We start from the raw sequence: 20,669 nt of genomic DNA, 5'->3' as shown, positions 1-20,669 counted from the left end.
GGAATCTATTTCTTGCGGAGATTGGCGGCGAGGGATCCGTCCGCGACCATCATGCGGGGAAACGGCGGGAGTGCCCGGACTCGCAGGACGCTCGCGCGGTCAACGAAGTCACCCTCCGACTGGACGGCCGCCGCGAAAGGCGAACCGTCGTCGCTCCGGAAAGTGAACTCCATCTCCTCCCCCACCTGGAGACGGGGCTGGTTCGTTTCCGAAAACGATTTCAGACGGTCTTCCGGCCCGAGGCCGGCCGGATTCCCGTTGCGTGACTTGATCCCCGCCCAGAGCACTTCCTGGAACATCTTCACGGTGTTCCAGCGTCCCTTGGCTGGGAATATCTTGACGCCTAGGCCGGGTCGCGGCGTTCCGGGAAGTCCCATCTTTTCGTCGGCGCGGACGACGGAATGGAAGAGGACCTCAAGAATCTCCTGTGACGTTCCCGCGCCGCCGGGCGCGTTCCAGAGGGCGTGAAAAGAGCGTTGCGCCCACGCGTTTCCGAGAAAAAGCCGTTCGCGGTGACGCTTGGCCTTTCTTCCCCGTTCCTCCACCGTGCTCTCGTAGACCGGCGCGATGGTCTCTCCGGCGCTCAAGCTGTGGCAAAAGACCTGAGGGATCCGTTCCTCCCCGAGAAAGGCGACGCCGAGATTCAGGGTGGTGACCAGGGCCTCGTCCATGAACTTGAGCGCCTTCTTGGCGGCCGACTTGTCGGAGGCCCGGATTTTCGGCGCGCCATAGATGCTGCCGTTGTCGTTGGCCCCACCCAGGGGCAGGATCCCCACCTGAATGCCGCTTTGCAGCATCCGCTCGTAGACGAGCTCGGGAGCGCCCTCCCAGAGATCGTGGAGCCGGGGAAAGGCGTACCGCAGGACGCCCATAACGGCGTCGCTTCCGGTCCTGTCCCCTCCCAGGGCGATGACGCCCAGGGGATTGCGGAGCGAAGGCTCCTTTTCCGCGACGAGGGCCGTGATCTCCCGGAGCCGTTGGTCCGGGTCCGGATCGGTTTCGTAGATGGTCATTCGGGAACCGACCTCGTGCTGGACCGCGGACGCGATGTCCACCGCCTCGAAGTTCCCGGCCTGTGGATTCACGACGGCGATCCACTGCGTGTTGGGCTGGATGGGGGTGATCAGAGCGGGCCGGAGAACGCCCAAATGAGACCAGGGTGCGGTCATGATAAGGCCTCATCGCCCCTTGGAAAAATGGGTTGCGGGTTGTTTACGACCTGGTATTTCTCCCGGAACCTTCCATGGCAAGCCCCCTTCCAGACGACGAAATCCAGCTCATTCTGATGAATTTGAAGGATTTTGGCGCCTTTCGCGGCGAGGCCGCCGCCCTCTTGAGCCCCGACGAGCGCGAACGTGCGGACCGCTTCAAGGCACGGGGGGCCGAGGAGCGCTTCCTTCTCGCGCGAGGCCTCCTTCGCCGGGCGTTGGGCGGGATTTTGGGCGAAGATCCCGCCTCCCTGAGGTTTTCATACGGCCCGAAGGGGAAGCCCAGGTTGGAGGGGAAGAACCTGAGCTTCAACCTCGCGCATTCGGCGGACAGGGTGGCGATCGCCGTCGCCAAAGACCGCGATGTCGGCATCGACCTGGAAAGGATCCGCCCCGAAAACGACGCCCTGGTCGAGCGATATTTTTCCGCCCCGGAGGCCATCCTCTACCGCGCCACCCTGCCGGAAAAACAGGGGCTCGCCTTCTTCCACTTTTGGACCGCGAAGGAGGCCTATCTCAAGGCGCGCGGCGACGGCCTGTCGCGCGGGCTCAAGAGCCATTCTTTCTCGGACCCCTGGGAGAATCCGCCCCGGCTCACCTGGGTCGGATGGGACGACCGGGAGCCGGCCCGGTGGTCATTCCACCGCTTCTGGCCGGCCGAGGATTGCATCGGGACCCTCGCCTATGCGGGGGGTCCTGCTTTCGTTAAGGAAATTAAGTTGTTATGAAGACGGTCAACGCAATACCCTGTCGGGTGTCCAATCCGATACAAGGAGAGTTATGAAACGATCCCTCGCCCTTTTCGCCGGAGCCTTGATGGGTCTCACCCTGCTTTGGGGCGCCTCTTCGTGCAGCGGCATCAATCTCTTCAGCGTCCAGGACGACAAGGACTTGGGGGCGCAGGTCGACGACGAGATCAAATCGAGCCCGTCGGACTACCCTCTCTTGGACGAAAGCGACTATCCCGCGGCATACGCCTATTTGAGAGACATCCGTGATGAAATTCTTGACTCGGGAGAGGTCGCCCACCGGGACGATTTTGTTTGGGAGGTGAATATCATTCATGACGACTCGGTCTTGAACGCCTTTGCGACGCCCGGCGGATACCTCTATTTCTACACGGGCCTCATCAAGTATCTCGACAGCGAAGATCATTTTGCGGGCGTCATGGGCCACGAGATCACGCATGCGGCCGAGCGCCACTCGACGGAGGCGCTGACGGAGGTTTACGGGGTGGATCTGCTCCTGAGTGCGGCTCTGGGAGATGACTTGGGAATTGTTCAGGACATCGCAAGCGGATTGAGCGCTCTCGCCTTCAGCCGCGACAACGAAGCCGACGCCGACGCACACTCGGTGGAATATCTCGCCAAGACCCGCTATGCCTGCGACGGCGCGGCCGGTTTCTTCGAAAAACTAATCGCCGAGGGCGACGCCGGAAGCCCACCGGAATTCTTAAGCACCCACCCCAACCCGGACAATCGCGTCGAGGCGATCCACGACAAGGCCGCCAACCTGGGCTGCGATACGACGCCTTCGGGGCGCGACTATCAGGCATTCAAGGATATGCTGCCGTGATTCTGCAGGGGCGGGGTTGCCCCGTCCCTACGAGGGAAGGCAGAGAAAGGTCACGCTAATCGGCGGGTTTCTCTCTCCCGGCAGATCGCAGGGAAAGACCGGACGTGTGCCGCGGCGGAATTCGCGCGGGACGCGATAGCCCGCGCGTTCGAAGACCTCGGTCCACGAAAGCCGTTCGGTCGGCGGGTCCATCGGCCAAGGGGTGCGGAGCCTTTGGCCGGAGACCTGGTGGGTCCACCGGAAACCCGCGTGGTAGGAATTCCACCCGGAGTCCCGGATCTGGCGGTCGGTGAGGCCCGATTCTTCGGAAAAGGCGATCGTAATCCCCGCCTCCCGGTATTGCCGGAGGACCGAGATCATCTCGTCGTCGGATTTTCCGCGGGCCTCGTGGAACCCGTTGCCGACGATCATGACGGTGCTGCCGCCGGAAGAGTCGCCCAGGGCGTCGTTTGCGCGGAGGAATTCCACGAGGGGCGCCGGCTTGGCGATGTCGGCCTGAAGAAATTTCATGCCCGGCGGCAGGCGCCTTGCCTCCAGCTCGCGCTTGGCCCCTTCGATCGCCGCGTCCTCGAAGTCCGCTCCAAAGTAGCGCACCCCTTCGTCTCCGAATTTTCGCCTAAACTCCTGGACGCCCACGCAAAGCCCCATGGCGTGCTCGATCACGATGCAGTAGCGGGTGTCCGTCGCCCGCGCGTAATCCCACAGGATCTGGACGGCGTCCTTGAAGCTCTTGCGGTTGGCGTCCCGGCTGGCGGCGATGTTCCTCCCTCGCTCCACCGACGGGCGAGCGCCCGAGGCGCTGAGCAGATCGGCGTGGCGGTTCAAATACGGATGGTAGGCCCCGATGATGCCGTAGACCCCAGGTCCCCTTTCGAAGACGCGGGCCCCGAGAGTCGTGACGCGGCTTCCTGCGACCAGACCCGCCGCGACGAGGAGGTTGCGAAGGCCCGGGAGGACGCGGTCGTCCGGAAACTCGTCGCCGGCGCGCAATCCTTGCAAGAGACCCGAAGCCTTGAGGGCGAGGACCGCCGGCAGGAGCCGGTAGCCGATCTCCAGGTCACGGCGGCTCGCCGTCCAGTCGGCCGTCCGTTGGGATTCGGCGGGCAGCGTCAGCCACCGGCGGAGGAGCGACTCGCGCTCCGGGCCTCTTTGTCCCCCGAGCCAAACGCTGAGCTCGCCGGCCATGTCGGTCCGAAACTCGTCGGGCAGGTCCAGGCGCCTGTCCAAGCGGTACGGGAGCGTCGGCGACTTGGCATAGCCGTCGGCGAAGCGCTCCAAGACGCCGCGGGTCCAGAGAAACTGAAGGTCGAACGAGAGCTGTTCGGGTTCCAGGTCCAAGAGTTCGGCGTCCTCGCGGGTGATCACCTCGCGTCTCTGATCGAGGAGATCCAAGAGCCCCGACCGCGCGTGCGTGGCGAGGATCTGGCGCATGAGCCAGAGGTCGGGAGGGGCCGTCACGGCGGCCGTGTTGGCCAGGGTGTGAAACGCCTCCGCGGCCCGCCGGATCGAGGTCACGGTCGCGGAGGAAAGTCCGCGCGGCTTCTCGACCGATCGCCTGAGGACCTCGACCCACCGCAGGACCTCTCCCCCCCGCGAGAAGAGATGCGGGACGCCGTCGACAAAGGAACGAAAGACCGATTCTTCGATGAGGGGAAACCCGTCCGGCCCTTGCGTGGCGGGCCTTAAGGCGAGTTCAAGAAGGCGTTCGCCGGACGGGGTTTTGAAAAGCTCTGGAAACTGCGAAAAATACGCGGAGAGATACGGACGGCTGGTCTGGATCTGCCGCTGGAGCCCGGAGAGACCTCCCAAGACCCTCTCAACGCCCATCGCGAGTTGCGGGGCCGCATTTTCCAAGAGACCGCGTATCGACGTTCCGCCGGTGAAGGCGTCAATCCGGGCGGAAACGCCATCGGCCGTCGCCGCGGCGAGGCCTAAGACCTGAAAGCCGGCCGAGGCGGCCGCGGGGGGGATGCGAAACACATGAGCTCCTTAGCAAACTTGAAATCCGATCGCACCGAAGCCGGAGGGCCTCGGTGTGCGGCTTTCTTCGGAGCGCAGATGCGCGAGTTGCTAAACTTTATCAATGTTTTCGGGTGACTTCAGCGCCGGACGTCAATCGTCCGGTCGCGGAGGTCCCAAAAGGCGACGTGGCGGCCTGTGGCGTTCTCAAAGTCCAATCGCAGCGAGTCACGGCGGAGGCCGCGACCCGGATGGACCTCGAGGGTCCGGTTGTAATTGCAGCCTTGGAGTTCCGGGTCGTAGGAGCCGTAGACGGATAAGGCCCCGTCCGGGCCCAGGACCAAGTCCGCCTCGCCTGTGAGGAGGCCGCTCACATCGTAGCCTCGACCCAAGATGACCAGGGCCCCGATGTCCTCTCCCGAAACGACCTCGTAGGAACCCGTTGGCAGGCCCCGGTACCGGTTCCCGCGATCCGGGTCAACGGTCCAAAGCATGGTACGGTGAAAACGCTGGATCAAGGCGATCGCCTTTTCGCTCAGACTCCACGCGGAGCCGACGGGACGCCTCTCCATGCACATCTCATGCAGGAGGTAGGACGGGTTTCTCAGGTTTCCGTAAACGTCGTTCCGGGGCGAAAAAATGTCCTCATGATCGACGATGCGGTTGCCGTTGACGTCCCTGACCCGGGTCGGCGAACCCCGTTCCCCCTGGCGGGCGTTGTAGTCGGCGACGGAGACTCTCCGGAAGAGGTCCCGGTTGACAATGGCCTTGGTCATGGCGGATTCCTTTCTCCTGGCGGCCATCGGTCGGCCGCGCGTTTCGGTTATCGGGGCCCGACGGAGAATCGTTTCCTAAATTCGCCGCCGGACACGTCAAGACTGTCTAATGAAATGGACGGGGGACCACGCCCGGGAGGACATCCATGATCTGGTCCGCTCTCATCGCTCCGTATCAGGCCCAAGCCCAGGCCGCCGCGGAACGCACGGCCGCCTATGTTAACGGGGCGGTCTCCGGCATGATGACGGTCGTCGACCGCCTTGTCGCCGATCCCCGCGTGGAGCCCCGCGTCGGCCAGGTTTTCTACGGCCTCGCCCAGCGCACGCATCCCGATCGCCTGATCACGTCGATTCCCGGCCGGATGGTCTCCCGGCTGAGCGGCTGGGCCGGGTTTCCGGCCGATCTCTCGCGCCGGCCTCTTTCCACCTGGCAGAGGCGCGAGTACGTGGCGCGGCACCTGGCCCTGTCCGCCATGATCGCCCCGCTCTTGGGAGGCTTCCTCTACGGCGCGAACCCCGCGGGCGTCCGTTTCACCCGCAGGGACCTGGCGGTGATGAGAGAGAGGTATTTCGAGTTGGTCGAACGCGACGCCCGGAACGCGGGGCGGCTGTATCCCCGGCACATCCTGAACGTCGCCTTCGGGGACTTGGACGGGGAGCGGGTCCTCCAGTCCACTTACCGGACACGCCGCCAGATGATGGAGGCCATCCGTTCGCGCGTCGGCTACGTCCGGGAGCGCCGGGGGTACGACGCCTCGCTGTGGCCGGATTACTTCCTTCACCGCTACCATTGGCGGGATTGGTTCGACGACGAATCGGCCTTCAGCTGGGATTCAAAGACGGAGCTGCTCTTCGCGGGACTTTACGGCGCCATGCAGCGCGACGCCCTGCAAGGCGCCCTGGAAGGTTTTCTCAGGGCGGACAACCAAAGACGTTCGAACCCGAAGCGGGGGCCGGTCCGCGTGGTCGAGATCGGGGCGGGCACAGGGACCTATGCGAACTATTTCCTGGAGACGGCGCGCTGGCTCGGGAGGCTGGAGGGTGTGGAGTACGGGTTCGTCGAAATGAGTCCCTCCAACATGAAGCTTGCCCGGGACCGTCTCGAGCGCTGGGGCGATCGCGTCAAGTACTTTGATTGGGAGCATGACCGGGCCGCCGCGGAGGCATTGCCTTACAAGGACGCGAACGTTGACGTCATCGTCGCCGTCAACCTTTTCCACGAACTGCCTCCGGACGTGCGTCGGGAGGCGGCCCGGGAGATCTCCCGCGCCCTCCGGCCCGGCGGGAGGTTCGTATTTTTCGACTCCGTCCAGGCGGGCGACGGCATGGACAGCCTCCTCCGCGCCTTCGGCGAGAGCGGGCACGGAAAGGCGGAACGCGCCGGCGTCTTTCACGAGCCTTATATCCCCGGCTACGCGCGCGAGAACCTGGACGCCCTTTTCGGCGGCGCCGGCCTGAAGCGAAAGGCCCCGTGGCAATACGCCTACATGGCGAAGGGAACGGTCTTCGAGAGGGAGTTCTGAAACCTAGCGCCGGCGGAAGATCCGGTCGATCTGGAGTTTCGATTCAATCGGGCGGCACAAGTCGTCCAGAAGGCCGTCATGAATGTCGTAGATCCATCCGTGCACGGAGAGCTTCTGCCCCCTCTTCCAAGCGTCCTGCACCGTGCTCGTCGCGCAAACGTTGATCATCTGGGCACGGACATTCAGCCGGCAGAGACGATTGGACCTCTCCCGCTTGTTCCGCAGCCGGTCGAGCTCACGGGCGTTGTCGCTGTAGACGTCCTTGACGTGGCGGAGCCAGTTGTCGATCACCCCGTGCGATCGGCTCTCCATCGCCGCCTGGACCCCCCCGCAGCCGTAATGACCGCAGACGATGATGTGCCTCACCTTCAGCTGGCGCACGGCGAACTCGATGACGGAAAGGCAGTTCAAGTCCGTATGGACGACGACGTTGGCCACGTTCCGGTGCACGAACAACTCGCCGGGGTCGAGCCCGACGATCTCGTTGGCGGGCACGCGGCTGTCCGAACAGCCGATCCAGAGGTAATCCGGGCGTTGGATTCTGGCGAGGCGGCGAAAATAGCCAGGCTCCTTCTCCTCGCGCCGCTCCGCCCAAGACCGGTTGTTTCGAAAGAGATGTTTCAGCGCGTTCATGGGCGGTCACCGACCTTCCGGTACGATTTCTGGCCGAATATGGCCGAAACCTTCGCGTAATGCTTGAACTCCAGGAGATTTCCGGACGGGTCCTGGAGAAACGTCGTGTGGTGTTCGAGGGGTGTTCCTTGATACCGGACGCGTGGTTGTTGATAAAACTTCAAGTTTTTCTTTACTGCCCGTCGGACCAGGGCCTTCCACTCCTTGAGGTCCTCAAAGACCAGTCCAAAATGCCGTGGGTAGATCCCCTTCTGGGCGGGCCAGGGGGCCTCCGTCCGTTGGGCGACGATCTGGTGGCCCTTGAGATTGAGGATGAGCGAATGTTCGGAGGCCCGTCCCTCCCGGCAACCCAAGCCGTCCACGTAGAAGCGTTTCGCAGCCTTCAGGTCGCGGACGGGAAATGCGAGATGAAAAAGGATCTTGGGCACGCGCGGCATTCTACGCAAGGTTCTCCGGAAGTCCACCGTTACGCGGACCGGAGCCGTGACCACCGGGCTCATGGAGGGGTCAGGACGTAGGAGCCGTCGCCCTGGCGCTGGATCAGGGCGGGGGCGATCGGACGGTTGGCCACGGTGACGGCGATATCGTGGGGGATCATGCCCTGGTGCGCCGCCAAGGCCGGAACGATCGCGTAATGGAGATAGCTGAAGACGCCCAAACCGAAGGTGGACAGAGAACGGATGACCCTGGGGTCGGAATACTGAAGGCCGTAGCCGAACACGGGAAGCGGCGAGAGACCGAGGTAGACGGCGACGGACCACTCGAAGGCCCTCGTTTCATTTGACTCCCATGGGAAGGTGATCTCCGCGTCCCCCTCGGCGACTGAGGCGAAGAGGCGCGGTTCCCGGTCGGTCAGGGGGAGGACGTTGGCGGTCATGTGGCAAAAATAGTCGACGAGGCTTGCGACGGGGGCGAGGAGGGGCGATCCGGCCTCGATCTCGTCCTTCCGGGCGCGGATGGCCAGGAAAATCTCCCTGACCGCGGGTAGATCCATTTGACGGCAGTCCAGAAAATAGTCCGTCCGACCCTCGGCGGGCCTGGCGATGCCGGCATGGCCCAGATGGGCGTCGAATGCGCAGACGTCCCCCAGGAGCAAGCTCCCCGCGCTCCGATAGGCGGGCGAGTCCGCAAGGGCCTGAATGAGGGCCGCCGGGATGGTCGTCAGGGGTGCAATGTGAAGTCCCGACACGGTCTGCCTATCGTCCCCTGCTTCCAGAAGGTTGCCTGTTGCTTTTTGTCGTCTTTTTTCCGCTCTTGGGTTACGCAGGGGCAAGGAGGTTCCTTATGGGTATCCTGATCACAATCCTCGTCGGCGGTGTGATTGGCTGGCTCGCCAGCCTGGTCATGAAGACGAACGCCCAGCAAGGCGCGCTGTTAAACGTTATCATCGGCATCGCCGGGGCCTGGCTCGGACGGTGGCTCTTTGGCGGCATTCTCCATATCGGCGGCGCCCACACGGCCGGAGGCCTCAGCCTCTATGGAATCCTGTGGGGAGTCCTCGGGGCGATCCTCCTGATCGCCATCCTCAAGATCCTGAATCTGCTTCGCTGACCCGCCCTATTTCGCAAAAAGCTTTTTGAATTGCCCGTAACCTTCCTTTTCCAGGTCTTCTTTGGGGATGAACCGGAGCGAGGCCGAGTTGATGCAGTAGCGCATGCCTTCCGGTCCGGGACCGTCCGGGAAGACGTGGCCCAGGTGGGCGTCGCCCGTCTTGCTGCGGACCTCGACGCGGGTCATTCCAAAGTTCGTGTCCGTCTTCTCCTTCACCATCCCGTCGTCGATGGGCTTGGTGAAGCTCGGCCAGCCCGTGCCCGAGTCGAACTTGTCCTTGGAGCTGAAGAGGGGCTCGCCGGTCGTGACGTCGACGTAGATCCCTTCGCGGTGATTGTCCCAGTATTCGTTCTGGAACGCCGGCTCCGTCCCCTCCTGCCGGGTCACCCGGTACTGCAGGGGCGTGAGTCTCTTCTTGAGTTCCTCGTCGGAAGGCTTGTTGTACTGAGTTGTTTTCAAGGCGTCCGTCTCCTGATCCTTCCAGGCCGATTCGATGAACTGTTCGCGGCCCGAAAACATCTTGTAGGACTGGTAACGAGCCGGGCTCTTCTTGTAAAAGTCCTGGTGGTAGTCATCGGCTGCGTAGAACTTTTCATAGGGCCGGATCTCCGTCACGATCGGTTTCTTGAAACGCCCCGAGGCCTGCAGTTGATTCTTGGACTCCTCCGCCAGCCGTTTCTGCTCCTCATTGTGGTAGAAGATGCCCGTGGCGTATTGCGAACCCCGGTCGACGAACTGGCCGCCGGCGTCGGTCGGGTCGATGTTTTTCCAAAACTCCTCGAGGAGCTCGGCGTAGCCCGTCTTGGCCGGATCAAAGAGGATCTGGATCGCCTCGACGTGGCCCGTGCGCCCCGACGAGACCTCTTCATAGGTCGGGTTTTCCTTCCGGCCCCCCGTGTAACCGGAGACGACCTCGACGACTCCGGCCATCTTTTCGAAGGGCGGCTCCATGCACCAGAAGCAGCCCCCCGCGAAGGTCGCCTTTTCCAGACGGGTTTGGTCGTTCATTGTTGTTTTCCCTCCCTTGTCCCGGCCCTCCAGCCCCAGGCAGGCCCCAAGAACGGCCGCCAGGGCCAAGCTTCCAAGGATGTTCAGTTTCTTTCCCATATGCCGGATGAGATGCGTGCCGAAGACAAAAGTCTCGGAGAATGCGTCCCCAGCGGGATTCGAACCCGCGTCACCACCGTGAAAGGGTGGTGTCCTAGGCCTCTAGACGATGGGGACGTGAGCCCTCCGGGATTCGAACCCGGGACACCATCCTTAAAAGGGATGTGCTCTACCGACTGAGCTAAGGGCTCCGAAAAAGTTTGCGGACACTAGCAAAGGCCCCCCTCAAGCGCAAGCTGTTGTCACGCCGCAGCGGCGGTCGCCGGCACCTTGATGGACAACGGGATGAATGGAAAGCTCGTCTGTGCCCTGGCCAAGGAGGGCGATGCCTTGAGCGGCCAGGAGACAGGCGAGGGACGTTTATTGCTTGAGCGGTTTCCGCCGTCCGAGCGAATCGAGCACCCGCTCCACCTGCAGGACCCTCTCCTCGAAGCGAACAAAGTCCCGTTTGGTGGGAATGCCGAGAACACGGAGAACATCCTGCGAGCGCCGCTTAAAGCGGGCCCGAAGATGTTCGCTTATTTCGGGCAACAGGCCTGTCATGAGTGCGTGCAACACGATTCCTCCTCTTTTTTGAGCGCGATCACAGGGCCACCCCCTTCTCGATATTCTTCAGCGTGGTCCGCGCGTGGCGGATCCGGTCGGCGATGCTCCGGCAGACCGTGTCGCAGATGGCCGTGATGTTCGGATCGGCGATCGAGTAATACGTGGAGGTCCCATCCTTCCGCGCCGCGACGATCCCCTCCACGGTCAGGACGGCCAAGTGTTTGGAGACGTTCGACTGGGTCGCAGCCGTCTCCGCGATGATGTCCGTCACCGTCAACTCTCCGTCGTGCAGCGTGCGCAGAATCTTGAGCCGGGTCGGCTCGCCCATCGCCTTGAGGAACTTCGCGACCTGGACGAGCGTCTCGTTGGTGAGCGTTTTCATGAGGAACCCTCCGGCTCATGTTCTCTATATGACTTTATATTCATATAACCCTTTTACGTTGGCAGGATCAAGGGCGGAAATTCGTGTTCACTCTGAAAACACTTTTCATTCGCGGCTCAGGCATCTAACATCCCCTTTTCATCAAGGAGAAAATCATGAGAAAGACCCTGTCCCGCACCCTCGCGCTCGCCGCCTTCCTCATCGCCGCGTCCGTTGCGTGCGCGGCCGATCCGGCCGTCAGCGGCACCTTCATGGGCAACGGCAAGGACGGAAAGCTGGCCTTCGCCATCGCCAAAAAGAGCGATCCCTTCGGCGGCAAGGAGACCGTCGAGGTCACGTTGACCGAGAAAGACACGGGCGGCAATCCCTTCAAGGCCATGTTCGGGGACTTCGGCAGCGCCCTCATCCTCAAGATCGATAGCGCGGGCGACATCATCGGCTGCCAGGTCGTCCATTCCGCCCATCAAAAGCAGGGATTCAGCTCGCTCGGGCGGATCAAGACCGAGAACTACAAGCTCGACCAGGGCGTGATCTCCGCCAAGGTCACGACGGGCGGGGAGATCGACACGTTCGGGGAGAAGTGGGCGGTCGACCTGACCTTCAAGACGCCTGTCAAGTAACACCAGTGGGGCGCATGAAGCCCAGGTTCCTCGCCAGAGGAGCCTGGGCTTCGTCCATTTTTGCTGCGACCTGTTCGCGGCCGCCACTGTTCCTCATCGACTGGAGACTTCTCCCGACCCGGCCTGCCTCTTGGAATCCGGGAAGGTCGGGCCCGAGTCGCCCTTCGTCATCTTCGCCTTGGAACCCGATGCGAGCTGAAGACGGAATTCCACACGGCGGTTCAAGTCACGGCCTGCAGGGTTATCCCGGCCGTTGATTTCGTTGGCGGCGACCGGTTGACTCTCACCCTTTCCGACGGAGTTCATCTCGCTCGACTGAATCCCGTGGTCGCTGAGATACTCCCTCACCGACGCGGCGCGCCGATCGGAAAGCGACATGTTGTAGGCGTCCGATCCCTTGCTATCCGTATGCCCCTCGATCGTGACATGCTGAACGTTCGCGCCTTGGATCGTCGCGACGATCTGATTCAGGACCGGATACGAAGATGCCAAAATGCGCGACTTGTCGAATTCGAAGTGGATCAGGTTGGTCCGGATGACCACTTCCGTGGGTGTTCCGTAGGAATACCAACGGGCGCACTTCACTTTGCCGGCCTGCTTGGCGTCGGAGATGCAGGCATCCGGATGGAACTTTTCGGGAATCGCGTTCCAGTTCGGACACTTCGTTCCGGCCTGATCGTTGGTTACGCAGGCAGGCGAATCGGGATTCGTCGGAGCCACCAGAGGCCCCGTTTTTTCCGCGAGGAGCGCGCTTGAGGCTAAAAACGCCCCCAAAACGGCGATCCCCCATATGGTGAGACGGTTATTCTTTGACATAGAGACATCCTCCTTCTTTCCTTTTTTGACCGACACAACAAGTCTAGAAGAACCGGAGGGGGCGGACAATCGGGGGAAACACGGTTGTTGACTGGGGGATTTCCCTAGCGGCAAGCGGCCTAGGAAAAGACGATCTGAAGAAACTGGTAGTGCCGCTTGGAGACGCCCTTCACCAGGATTTCGCAGAACTTCAAAAGCCCATAGGACCAAACGACGCCCCAGGGATGGAGAAGCACTTGCCTTAGCTGCATGACGCCGTCGATCATAAGAAACCCTCCATGGACCAGCGTACAGGAGCGGGCTCGGGCGGACAATCGGGGGAAACAGGATTTTCGGCTGGAGGATTTTCCCAGGAACCGATGGGGAAAAATAGGAGACCGGCGCCTCAACCCGCCGGCCGTCTGAATGCCGGAAACAGCAGCGAGATGAGGAACAACAGGGAGAAGACGACGAAAAGGATCTTCGCCACGTATGCGGCGCCGGCCGCGATTCCGGTTAATCCCAACACCGCGGAGAGGACCGCGGATAGGAAAAGTATTAACACCCAGTGAAGCATGACTCTTTCTCTCTTTGCTCGCCGGTCTTCGCTACCGTCAGCGAAACACGCCCAACAGGTAGGCGATGAGCAGAATCACCAATATGGTCCCCAACCCGATGCCTGCACCGCCTCCGAAACCCCAGCGGCGAGAACCGTAATAACCTCCACCGCCGCCGAGAGCCAGCACCAACACGACAACCAGGATTATCGTCCACATATTGTCTCCATTCCGTTCGCAGGGGCGACCCTGCTGTTAAAATCGGAACTAAGGCGAAACATCGATTTGGTTGATAACCCGCCCGACCCCGATCGGTTTGCGGGCTTTTTCTTCGATGCGTTGGCGTTCGCTGCCGGTATTCACCTGGCCGCGAAGCGTTACCTCTCCATTGATGGTGATGATCCTTATGTTCCTGACCTTCTCGAACAACGAGACATCCTCCTCCAAGGCCTCACGGATTTTAGCCGTCACCATCCTGTCGGATTCGGTTTGCCACACGTCCCCCTTGGGAATCTCGGTGCTCTGGGAGACATCCTGGGGAATGATCTGGGCATAAACTCTTCGTGAACCGGCATAAGCCTGGTTGTCCGAGACGAACCAGGCTATTGCCGCCAAAATTCCAAGGCAACCGGCTATTCTTAAAAGCTTCAGAATTCCGACACCATCGCTCATAATGGGTCCTGACTTCATTGAATGACGTCATGAGATTACAAGAGTAATAAAGGACGAACAATCGGGGAAAACAGGGTTTTTGATTGGGGGATTTTCCTATTGAAATTCGAACCGGAAGGCACTCTTTGCGACCTTGAAAAAAAACCTGAGGGGGCTCAGTTCACCCGCCTTCCGGAATTGCACGAAGCCGCTGACGCTTTTGCCCGGCGGGATCCCTTCTTACTTGCCCTGCAACGCCTTCTTAACCTTATCGACGCCGGATTTTATCTTCCCAGCCGCCTTGTCGATCGTGCCTTCGTTTTTCAGCTTTTTGTTTCCGGTCAACTCGCCGACCACCTGCTTGATGTTGCCTTTGGCTTTGTCTATTTCGCCCGCCATGATGGTTCTCCCTTTTGTTTGTCTGCCCCGAACTTTACAGAATATCTCTGTATCTCTGGAGTGGAATCTACAAGAGAAAGAAAGGTGGAACAATCAGGGGAAACAGGATTATTGACTGGGGGATTTCCCTAGTTTAGACGGACTTCAGCATCCCGTTCGTAACCGCGTCCATCAGCGCGCCAAAGTTCGTGCTGTCGAACGACGAGCCGCTGGTCAGCCAATCGCGGTGGCGCAACGTCGCGAGCCTCCCCTTCCGGTCATCGCGATAATGCCCCAGGACATCCAGGTGATCTCCGAGCCCCGCCCACACCAGAGTCCCCCAGAGCTGCGAGCGAATGGGGACGACGCCGTCGTTGGCGCTCCGATCGGGCACGAAGCCGAGCGCCCGCGCGAGCATCACCTCCGTCCGCCGGCCGGCCCGCGCGGCGGCGCATGGGTAGCGATCGTCATGACGCGACGTAATGCCGTGGAGCGCGGTGAACAGCGCCAAGGAAGCCGCCCGCCACGGATGCCCAAGCGTCCGGACCCACTTCCCGGGCGAAGGTGTCGGCGCCATCGAGGCGGTCGACTGGTAGGCGACGCCCGGACGGTCCCGGAAGCCGGCCACCGTGAGGTCCATGGCCTCCGGGCTGATCTGAAGCATCGAACCCTGATCCTCCTTGACGGCGTTGATGTAGGCGAGCACATCCGGGCGTCGAGCGTCTTTGACCAGTCCCAGCAGCAGGCCGACCGATTTGTCCAGGATCCGAAGCTTGATCCCGAGCGCGTCGTCGCCGCGCCCGATGAGCCCGATGAGTGCGCCCGCGGCGCCGAGGGGGTGCGCACCAAGGGAGAGCCCGCCCAACGTGAACGCCGACAGCGCGGAGAGCAAGCGCTGGCCGTTCGAGGTCACCAGGAAGCTTGCCAGCGGTGTGCCGTAGTGCGGGGTATTCATCGTCGTAACGCTTCGCAGCCGCGGGAGCCAGCGCATCACTCGCGCCGGTATCGGGAGCGTCGTGCTCGGCGATGCCGCCAGGCGGGCGTCCAGCCCGCCCGTCGAGTGCCCCACGAGGTGAATCGGCCCTTTGCCTCCGGATGTCCGGTCAATCAGCGCCGCGAGCTTCGCCGCCCGCCGGCGCACCGAGGCCGTGGGCAATACGTCCACGGCGTGAGTCTCGATTTGCTGGCCGGCGTCCCGAAACCGCGCCTGCAGCGCGCTCCTGACGTGCGCGAAGTAGTCATACGAGGCGAGGCGCGCAAAGCCGAAGAGCCCCGGGACGAAATAAATGTGGTGGAGCACCTTGGCGAGAATATCAGTCTTGAGCATCTTAACAAGGGAAGATGGAAACTTTTGACTCCGGGCGACTAGGGGAATCCCCCAGTCAATAATCCTGTTTCCCCCGATTGTGCGTCCCGTCGATTCCGTTCTAAAAATATTTCTTGCGGTAAAGGGGAATCTCCCTCACCGCTTGAAAGAAAATCAAAAGGAGAACCACTATGGCGGGCGAGATTGATAAAGCCAAAGGGAGCATCAAAAAGGCGGTCGGCGAGTTGACCGGAAACAAGAAGCTGGCAAACGAAGGCCGGATCGACAAGGCGGCTGGGAAGATAAAATCCGGCATCGAAAAGGTCAGGAAGGCTCTGCAAGGCAAGTAAGAAGATGGTCCCGAAGCCGGGCGTCCGCAACCTTTCAAAATAAAACCCGCCTCTCTCCCGGTGGGGAGAGAGGCGGGGGAACCGTAGAAGTCTACGGTAACAATTTGACCGTCTGTATCATCCCCTTGTAGGCAGGCTCATAAGAGCTGAATTCATTCGTCGGAACCGACAGTTCGATGTTATAAGCCCGCTTGGTTCCCACTCTCCAGAACACCGCCGTGTTGTAACGGACATTCTTGACCGGATCGGTGCCGCCGATGATGTAGACGTCATTGTTGTTGATCGTCATCTGCTGCACGGCATCGGGGTTGATTCCCCGTGACTTGTAGGCCTTCTGAAGATCCGAGGCGATGCTGGCCGTTGTCCACTTGGAAACGGCATCATCGTAGATCAACCAGATGACTGGATTGCCGCCCGACTTGTGAAGAACCCACTTGACCGGCCTTGCCATCTCATTGGTTTGCTGCGTGTCCCACTGCTCGCTCGGCTTCTCTCCCATGATCTCATTATTATAAGTCCATGCGTTTCCCTTCATCACCAACGGATTGTCGGCAAGGAGGGTGCCGTTCGACAAAAGCAGAGCAACTCCAGCCAAGACCAGCATCCCTGTCCATCTTTTTCTACCCATAGGAATCTCTCCTTATCATTGAGCAGGTGCCCCGCGGAGAGCGACCCGAACATAATTGTTCAGGACGCACTCGCGGGGTGTTGAAAACCTAGAGCGCCTTCGGAGCTGCGCCTGTCGGTGCCGTCGCCTCTTTTGGAAGAGGCGGCTGATTGCCGCTCGTGGGGCTTGCCTGCTTGATTCCTTGCTCTTGCGGGCTGTTGCCCTTTTGCTGTTGTGGTTGCGAGGGCTTCACTTCCGCCCCGGTCTTGGTGCCGGGGGGCGTGGGTTGTTTTTGTTGGTCCATGTTCGTTTCTCCTTGGTTTATTCGTGATCGTTCTTACTTCACCAATTCGCCTCAGGCCGCTGGCCGTCTGAATCTCGGAAATACAAGCGAGACAATGAACAACACGACGAAGACGACGAAAAGAATCTTCGCTATGTAGGCGGCGCTGGCCGCAATTCCGGTGAATCCCAATACCGCGGCGACCACCGCGAATAGGAAAAACACTAACGCCCAGTAAAGCATAACCCCCTCCTCCCTTTGTTTGATTGATGCGATGAGATTATGGGAGGAGCAAGGGAAGAACAATCGGGGCAAACAGGATTTTTGACTGGGGGATTTCCCTACGGACGGAGCTCAGTACGCTAATACAGTCTTGGGGGCCGGAACACTCACCGTTAGCAGAACCGGCAGCCCCATCGGCATGTGATGGTCGTCGGCCAGGTTGACCGAAATCGTGTGCTCCCCCGGAGCCAGCTCTCGGAAGCTCAGTCTGGAGGTCGGGGTGGCGATGATCGGCCCCCCGTCCAACTGGAAGAGGAGATGCCCTTGGATCGAGCCCGGAACCTGGGATGCGAACGCGGGATCCACGAGGCGGACGCCCCGGACCGTCACCTCAACGGTCGCAGTCCTGTTGGCCGCGTTCTTTGTCTTGTCGACAAGGCGCGCACTGATGAAGTTAGCGGAAGCCGAGTTCAACGCGTTCTTCGAGCGCCCGTTGCGCGCATCGGCGGCGGACCAAACGATCAAGCCGAGCGCCAGGGCCGCGAATCCCAACAACTGAAATGACTTGAACCTTTTCATGGCCCTTTCCTTCGAAATCACCTGCCCACGACGCGGGCGCCCGGATGCCAGGCTATTTGCAAGCTGCCCCGGAATCCAGGCTACAACCGCATCCGCCGGAACCCTGCGGCTGATTGACGGTCGTCTTGGAGGGACGGACGACGATCACCTGAGGGTCGGGAGGGGGCGCGGGGGTGCCCGTCTTGACCTCAATACTCCCTTCCGGGGTCTGAACTTTTATTCCCGATTCCTCCGATAGGCCCAGGAACGGTATGGCCGCAAAAAGAACGGCCAGAAAAAGAATTTTCTTCATTTGACACCCTCCCTTTTCATTCGATTACAGGCTCATATCCATGGTCGTGTTCGAGCCCGCGATGACCGCCGAGATCTCTGTGTCTGTCTCCTGGCCGAAAGACGATCCGACAATAGTCACAGCGCCTTCAGGCAGCGTGGCCGAATAGCTACCTCCATTCGCGACGTTGAGCGATGTGATCTCGATTTGTTCCGCATTGCCTTCGATCGTCTGGTCCTGGCGGAAGCTCAAGGTGATGAATGCATCTGGATCGCCGCCGCTGAAGCTTGTGGTTCCCGAGAGCGTTCCGGTCGCGGCGGTACCGAGTGCAGCGTCCTGAGTGGCGGTCTCGCCGGCCGCGACCGTGATCTTGGTCACGAAGGCCTGGAAGCCCTGCTTGTAAAAGACCAGATTATAGGTGCCGGGCGACAGGAAGAGCGAAAAGCGGCCGTCATCGTCCGATATCGTGGCGGCTTGCACGGTCACTCGGTCTTTCGCATCGGCCGCTGCGCCGTCGAAGATCTGGGCCGAGACCGTCGTGCCAGCCAGCCCGCTGTCATCCGGGGACTGTGTGACCTCTCCGCTGATGATCGAGGCTTTCCGGGTATCCAACACCTTGATCGTGGGCTTGAGCAGGTACTTGCCGCTGTTGCCCGCGATCACGACCGAGGCGCCGGCGTTAAAGTCGAGGACAAGCTCCGTCGTCGAGTTTTCGTTGATGTCAAAGCCATGGACGATCTTGATTCCCGTCTGCATGCCGCTGGGGACTTTCAGCTCATGGGCATTCCCATCCAGGTCGATCACGTAATTAGCGAACGGATGGGCGAGGCTTAAGATGTTGATGGAGCCTTCCGGTGTGTCTCCCAAGATCAGTCTCATCTGGGTGTAATGGCCGGCTTTCAGATCCGCGATCCCCAGCGTCTCGCGCACGCCGTTGACGAGTTGCAAGAGGTCGTAGGTCTTGTTCGGAGTCCCGACCGTCTCCCAGCTGTCCTCTGCATCTCCGGACATGTGGACCTCGACGGCTTTGACGGTGACGTAGACGGCCTGATACTGGTCCGTCGATGCGTCCGTCAGGCCGACGGACAGGGTTCCGTTGCCTCCGCTGCTACCACAGCCCCATAGAAAGAACGCCGCGAGCGGCGTCACAACGAGAGATTTGACAAGTTTGTTCCATTTCATAGACGTCACCTCTTTATCGCGGTCTGAAGATCTCCTGAAAGATTTGCTCAACAAGGTTACTGGTTTGACGGCCGTTAAATTCATTCTTGCTCAAGAAGTCGTCCCCATTGGTGTCCAGACGGTCAAAGCCCACGGTCGTGCTGCGCCATTCGCTGCGTGAGATCCTCCCGTCGTTGTTTTGATCGAGTTCCCCAAAGACGGAAACGGGGCGCTGCTCCCGATTATTAAATTCGTCACGGCTTAATTGTCCGTCGCGGTTGAGATCCAGTCCATCAAATGACCGGCTGGTGTTATGCCATTCATCCCGTGATATGACCCCGTTGTTATTGTGATCGAGCTCGCCAAATTGATCCATCCCCGAGCGTTGATGGAACTCCTCAACGCTTAAGTTGCCATTATGATCCCGATCCAGACGGTCAAAGTCCTGCGTCGAACCCGTCCATTCGTTGGCGGAAATCACGCCATTGTTGTTGCGATCCAAGGCGCGAAATGGATCTGCCTTCTCAGGGCGACGCGCACCCGGCCTCACCTCATCACCCGAGAGGACACCGTCACCATTCCAATCCTGGTTGTCAAAAGACTTGTCGCTGTCCCCTCGCCATTCCTCGCGCGTGATCACGCCGTCGTTATTCCGATCCATGCCCCGGTATTTCATGTTTTCTTTTTTCTTTTGCGCATGGGCCATCCCCGCTGAGAGGGACAGGATCAAGGCGAACAGAAAAAGGGACATGATGGGTTTAGACAAAAGCATAATGCGCCTCCCTCATTTGTGATTCAAAAATGAGGCTACAGGAGATGGAAAGGGCCTACAATCGGGGGAAACTGGATTTTCGACTAGGGGATTTCCCTACAGAATGCGGCGAGCCTTTGATTAAATTCCGCTGGATTTTCCAAATTGCTTAAATGCCCCGCGGTCGGAATGACGTGCATCTGCGCGTTCGGTATTTTCTCTTTCAGGGAGAGAGCCGCTGAGGGCGGGGTGATCTGATCCTTCTCGCCGACCAGGACGAGGGTCGGAATGTTGATTCGTTTCAACGATTCCGTCGTATCGGTCCGGGAAGCCAAGGCCAGCAGGGCGCCCCCGATTCCCAGGGGCGAATTCTTCAGGATCATCCCCTTGGTCGTGTGGACGATCTCGGGATTTGTCTTGAACGTCTCCGGCGCAAAGGCCGGTTTGACGAATTCCTCCGCAAACGACGGAACCCCTTTCTCTTTGAGAAGTCTTAGGCCCGCCGAGCGCTTGATCTTCGCTTCGTCGGAATCCGCCTCGCTTCGCGTGTCGCACAGAACAAGGGCGTTAAAACGCTCCGGATGCCTCTCAAGGGCGCGCAGGGCGATGTAGCCCCCGAGGGAGAGGCCGCAGACCGCCGTCGTGTCGATCCGCAGATGATCCAGCAAGGCGATCAGGTCGTCCACAAAGAGCTCGATCGTGTACTGCCCATCGCCGACATCGCTTTCCCCATGCCCTCGGAGGTCGTAGGCAATCACACGGCGTTCCGCGGAAAGGGCCTGAATTTGAGCGTTCCACATGGTGAGGTTGAGGGGAAAGGCGTGGATGAGGACAAGGGGCCCCGCCTCCCTGGGGCCGTGATCCTCGTAGTGAATGGC

Annotated in this window: 30 protein-coding genes and 2 tRNA genes; 6 read left to right on the top strand and 26 right to left on the bottom strand. The window is 60.6% G+C overall.

The features are described from left to right. Nucleotides 1-5 precede the first annotated feature (5 nt). Nucleotides 6-1,169, bottom strand: a complete 1,164-nt coding sequence (locus VLJ37_10930; protein ID HSA60184.1) for a diacylglycerol kinase family protein — start codon at nucleotides 1,167-1,169, stop codon at nucleotides 6-8. 74 nt (nucleotides 1,170-1,243) lie between these two features. Here VLJ37_10930 and VLJ37_10925 point away from each other — a divergent pair, with 74 nt between their 5' ends. Together VLJ37_10925 and VLJ37_10920 are read left to right on the top strand one after the other, a co-directional pair. Beyond that, nucleotides 1,244-1,936, top strand: coding sequence for a 4'-phosphopantetheinyl transferase superfamily protein (locus tag VLJ37_10925; protein ID HSA60183.1), 693 nt, complete (start codon nucleotides 1,244-1,246; stop codon nucleotides 1,934-1,936). Nucleotides 1,937-1,988: 52 nt separating this feature from the next. Further along, complete coding sequence (locus VLJ37_10920; protein ID HSA60182.1) at nucleotides 1,989-2,783, top strand: M48 family metalloprotease; 795 nt, start codon at nucleotides 1,989-1,991, stop codon at nucleotides 2,781-2,783. Between the two features lie 27 nt (nucleotides 2,784-2,810). Here VLJ37_10920 and VLJ37_10915 read toward each other — a convergent pair whose 3' ends face one another. Both VLJ37_10915 and VLJ37_10910 read right to left on the bottom strand, forming a co-directional pair. Next, nucleotides 2,811-4,763: a hypothetical protein gene (locus VLJ37_10915; GenBank protein ID HSA60181.1), complete on the bottom strand. Its 1,953-nt coding sequence runs from the start codon at nucleotides 4,761-4,763 to the stop codon at nucleotides 2,811-2,813. A gap of 119 nt (nucleotides 4,764-4,882) precedes the next feature. After that, nucleotides 4,883-5,518, bottom strand: coding sequence for a hypothetical protein (locus VLJ37_10910; protein HSA60180.1), 636 nt, complete (start codon nucleotides 5,516-5,518; stop codon nucleotides 4,883-4,885). A 146-nt stretch (nucleotides 5,519-5,664) separates the two neighbouring features. Here VLJ37_10910 and VLJ37_10905 point away from each other — a divergent pair, with 146 nt between their 5' ends. Beyond that, nucleotides 5,665-7,041: a class I SAM-dependent methyltransferase gene (locus VLJ37_10905; GenBank protein ID HSA60179.1), complete on the top strand. Its 1,377-nt coding sequence runs from the start codon at nucleotides 5,665-5,667 to the stop codon at nucleotides 7,039-7,041. Between the two features lie 3 nt (nucleotides 7,042-7,044). Here the strand turns inward: VLJ37_10905 and can are convergent, their stop codons facing one another. The 3 genes from can to VLJ37_10890 form a co-directional block, all read right to left on the bottom strand. After that, nucleotides 7,045-7,674, bottom strand: a complete 630-nt coding sequence (gene can, locus VLJ37_10900) for a carbonate dehydratase (GenBank protein ID HSA60178.1) — start codon at nucleotides 7,672-7,674, stop codon at nucleotides 7,045-7,047. After that, on the bottom strand, nucleotides 7,671-8,102 hold the full coding sequence (locus VLJ37_10895) for a VOC family protein (GenBank protein HSA60177.1): 432 nt from the start codon (nucleotides 8,100-8,102) through the stop codon (nucleotides 7,671-7,673). The genes can and VLJ37_10895 overlap by 4 nt, the downstream gene beginning before the upstream one ends. A gap of 68 nt (nucleotides 8,103-8,170) precedes the next feature. Beyond that, nucleotides 8,171-8,863: a hypothetical protein gene (locus tag VLJ37_10890; GenBank protein HSA60176.1), complete on the bottom strand. Its 693-nt coding sequence runs from the start codon at nucleotides 8,861-8,863 to the stop codon at nucleotides 8,171-8,173. A 95-nt stretch (nucleotides 8,864-8,958) separates the two neighbouring features. Between VLJ37_10890 and VLJ37_10885 the strand changes: the two genes are divergently transcribed. Continuing rightward, nucleotides 8,959-9,225: a GlsB/YeaQ/YmgE family stress response membrane protein gene (locus VLJ37_10885; GenBank protein ID HSA60175.1), complete on the top strand. Its 267-nt coding sequence runs from the start codon at nucleotides 8,959-8,961 to the stop codon at nucleotides 9,223-9,225. 6 nt (nucleotides 9,226-9,231) lie between these two features. Here VLJ37_10885 and msrB read toward each other — a convergent pair whose 3' ends face one another. The 5 genes from msrB to VLJ37_10860 form a co-directional block, all read right to left on the bottom strand. After that, nucleotides 9,232-10,233: a peptide-methionine (R)-S-oxide reductase MsrB gene (gene msrB, locus VLJ37_10880; protein HSA60174.1), complete on the bottom strand. Its 1,002-nt coding sequence runs from the start codon at nucleotides 10,231-10,233 to the stop codon at nucleotides 9,232-9,234. Between the two features lie 143 nt (nucleotides 10,234-10,376). Then, nucleotides 10,377-10,449: transfer RNA gene (locus tag VLJ37_10875), tRNA-Glu, on the bottom strand. A 1-nt stretch (nucleotide 10,450) separates the two neighbouring features. Beyond that, nucleotides 10,451-10,523 (bottom strand) — tRNA-Lys (locus tag VLJ37_10870). A gap of 169 nt (nucleotides 10,524-10,692) precedes the next feature. After that, nucleotides 10,693-10,890 carry a hypothetical protein gene (locus VLJ37_10865; GenBank protein ID HSA60173.1) on the bottom strand — a complete coding sequence of 66 codons (198 nt, stop codon included), beginning with the start codon at nucleotides 10,888-10,890 and terminating at the stop codon, nucleotides 10,693-10,695. Between the two features lie 25 nt (nucleotides 10,891-10,915). Then, nucleotides 10,916-11,260 (bottom strand): metalloregulator ArsR/SmtB family transcription factor, encoded by a 345-nt coding sequence (locus tag VLJ37_10860; GenBank protein ID HSA60172.1) that lies wholly within the window; start codon nucleotides 11,258-11,260, stop codon nucleotides 10,916-10,918. A 155-nt stretch (nucleotides 11,261-11,415) separates the two neighbouring features. On the opposite strand from VLJ37_10860, the gene VLJ37_10855 reads away from it, so the two are divergent. Beyond that, on the top strand, nucleotides 11,416-11,880 hold the full coding sequence (locus VLJ37_10855; GenBank protein HSA60171.1) for a hypothetical protein: 465 nt from the start codon (nucleotides 11,416-11,418) through the stop codon (nucleotides 11,878-11,880). Between the two features lie 93 nt (nucleotides 11,881-11,973). Here the strand turns inward: VLJ37_10855 and VLJ37_10850 are convergent, their stop codons facing one another. The 7 genes from VLJ37_10850 to VLJ37_10820 form a co-directional block, all read right to left on the bottom strand. Further along, nucleotides 11,974-12,696, bottom strand: a complete 723-nt coding sequence (locus VLJ37_10850; protein ID HSA60170.1) for an OmpA family protein — start codon at nucleotides 12,694-12,696, stop codon at nucleotides 11,974-11,976. Nucleotides 12,697-12,815: 119 nt separating this feature from the next. Then, on the bottom strand, nucleotides 12,816-12,962 hold the full coding sequence (locus VLJ37_10845; protein ID HSA60169.1) for a hypothetical protein: 147 nt from the start codon (nucleotides 12,960-12,962) through the stop codon (nucleotides 12,816-12,818). A 119-nt stretch (nucleotides 12,963-13,081) separates the two neighbouring features. Next, nucleotides 13,082-13,252, bottom strand: coding sequence for a DUF1328 family protein (locus VLJ37_10840; protein HSA60168.1), 171 nt, complete (start codon nucleotides 13,250-13,252; stop codon nucleotides 13,082-13,084). A 37-nt stretch (nucleotides 13,253-13,289) separates the two neighbouring features. Beyond that, a complete protein-coding gene (locus VLJ37_10835) occupies nucleotides 13,290-13,451 on the bottom strand; it encodes a DUF3309 domain-containing protein (protein HSA60167.1) in 162 nt (53 codons plus the stop codon). A 48-nt stretch (nucleotides 13,452-13,499) separates the two neighbouring features. Beyond that, nucleotides 13,500-13,904: a BON domain-containing protein gene (locus VLJ37_10830; protein HSA60166.1), complete on the bottom strand. Its 405-nt coding sequence runs from the start codon at nucleotides 13,902-13,904 to the stop codon at nucleotides 13,500-13,502. Nucleotides 13,905-14,123: 219 nt separating this feature from the next. Then, nucleotides 14,124-14,282 carry a CsbD family protein gene (locus VLJ37_10825; protein HSA60165.1) on the bottom strand — a complete coding sequence of 53 codons (159 nt, stop codon included), beginning with the start codon at nucleotides 14,280-14,282 and terminating at the stop codon, nucleotides 14,124-14,126. A gap of 133 nt (nucleotides 14,283-14,415) precedes the next feature. Continuing rightward, a complete protein-coding gene (locus tag VLJ37_10820) occupies nucleotides 14,416-15,588 on the bottom strand; it encodes a hypothetical protein (protein HSA60164.1) in 1,173 nt (390 codons plus the stop codon). 170 nt (nucleotides 15,589-15,758) lie between these two features. Here VLJ37_10820 and VLJ37_10815 point away from each other — a divergent pair, with 170 nt between their 5' ends. Next, nucleotides 15,759-15,917, top strand: a complete 159-nt coding sequence (locus VLJ37_10815; GenBank protein ID HSA60163.1) for a CsbD family protein — start codon at nucleotides 15,759-15,761, stop codon at nucleotides 15,915-15,917. Nucleotides 15,918-16,008: 91 nt separating this feature from the next. Here the strand turns inward: VLJ37_10815 and VLJ37_10810 are convergent, their stop codons facing one another. The 8 genes from VLJ37_10810 to VLJ37_10775 form a co-directional block, all read right to left on the bottom strand. Next, nucleotides 16,009-16,545, bottom strand: coding sequence for a hypothetical protein (locus VLJ37_10810; GenBank protein HSA60162.1), 537 nt, complete (start codon nucleotides 16,543-16,545; stop codon nucleotides 16,009-16,011). An 88-nt stretch (nucleotides 16,546-16,633) separates the two neighbouring features. Then, nucleotides 16,634-16,828: a hypothetical protein gene (locus tag VLJ37_10805; GenBank protein ID HSA60161.1), complete on the bottom strand. Its 195-nt coding sequence runs from the start codon at nucleotides 16,826-16,828 to the stop codon at nucleotides 16,634-16,636. A gap of 51 nt (nucleotides 16,829-16,879) precedes the next feature. Beyond that, nucleotides 16,880-17,050, bottom strand: a complete 171-nt coding sequence (locus VLJ37_10800; GenBank protein ID HSA60160.1) for a DUF1328 family protein — start codon at nucleotides 17,048-17,050, stop codon at nucleotides 16,880-16,882. A gap of 111 nt (nucleotides 17,051-17,161) precedes the next feature. Then, complete coding sequence (locus VLJ37_10795; protein ID HSA60159.1) at nucleotides 17,162-17,608, bottom strand: hypothetical protein; 447 nt, start codon at nucleotides 17,606-17,608, stop codon at nucleotides 17,162-17,164. A 52-nt stretch (nucleotides 17,609-17,660) separates the two neighbouring features. After that, nucleotides 17,661-17,900: a hypothetical protein gene (locus VLJ37_10790; GenBank protein HSA60158.1), complete on the bottom strand. Its 240-nt coding sequence runs from the start codon at nucleotides 17,898-17,900 to the stop codon at nucleotides 17,661-17,663. A 24-nt stretch (nucleotides 17,901-17,924) separates the two neighbouring features. Then, nucleotides 17,925-19,061, bottom strand: a complete 1,137-nt coding sequence (locus VLJ37_10785; protein ID HSA60157.1) for a DUF4382 domain-containing protein — start codon at nucleotides 19,059-19,061, stop codon at nucleotides 17,925-17,927. A 13-nt stretch (nucleotides 19,062-19,074) separates the two neighbouring features. Next, nucleotides 19,075-19,812, bottom strand: coding sequence for a hypothetical protein (locus VLJ37_10780; protein HSA60156.1), 738 nt, complete (start codon nucleotides 19,810-19,812; stop codon nucleotides 19,075-19,077). An 83-nt stretch (nucleotides 19,813-19,895) separates the two neighbouring features. After that, nucleotides 19,896-20,669, bottom strand: a 774-nt coding sequence (locus VLJ37_10775; protein ID HSA60155.1) for an alpha/beta fold hydrolase, incomplete at its 5' end; no start/stop codon positions are given.

This window comes from bacterium (assembly GCA_035454885.1).
In the GTDB taxonomy this organism is placed as follows: domain Bacteria; phylum UBA10199; class UBA10199; order JACPAL01.
Note: the sequence above shows the minus strand (reverse complement) of the source record. Positions and strands in the feature narration are given on the sequence as shown.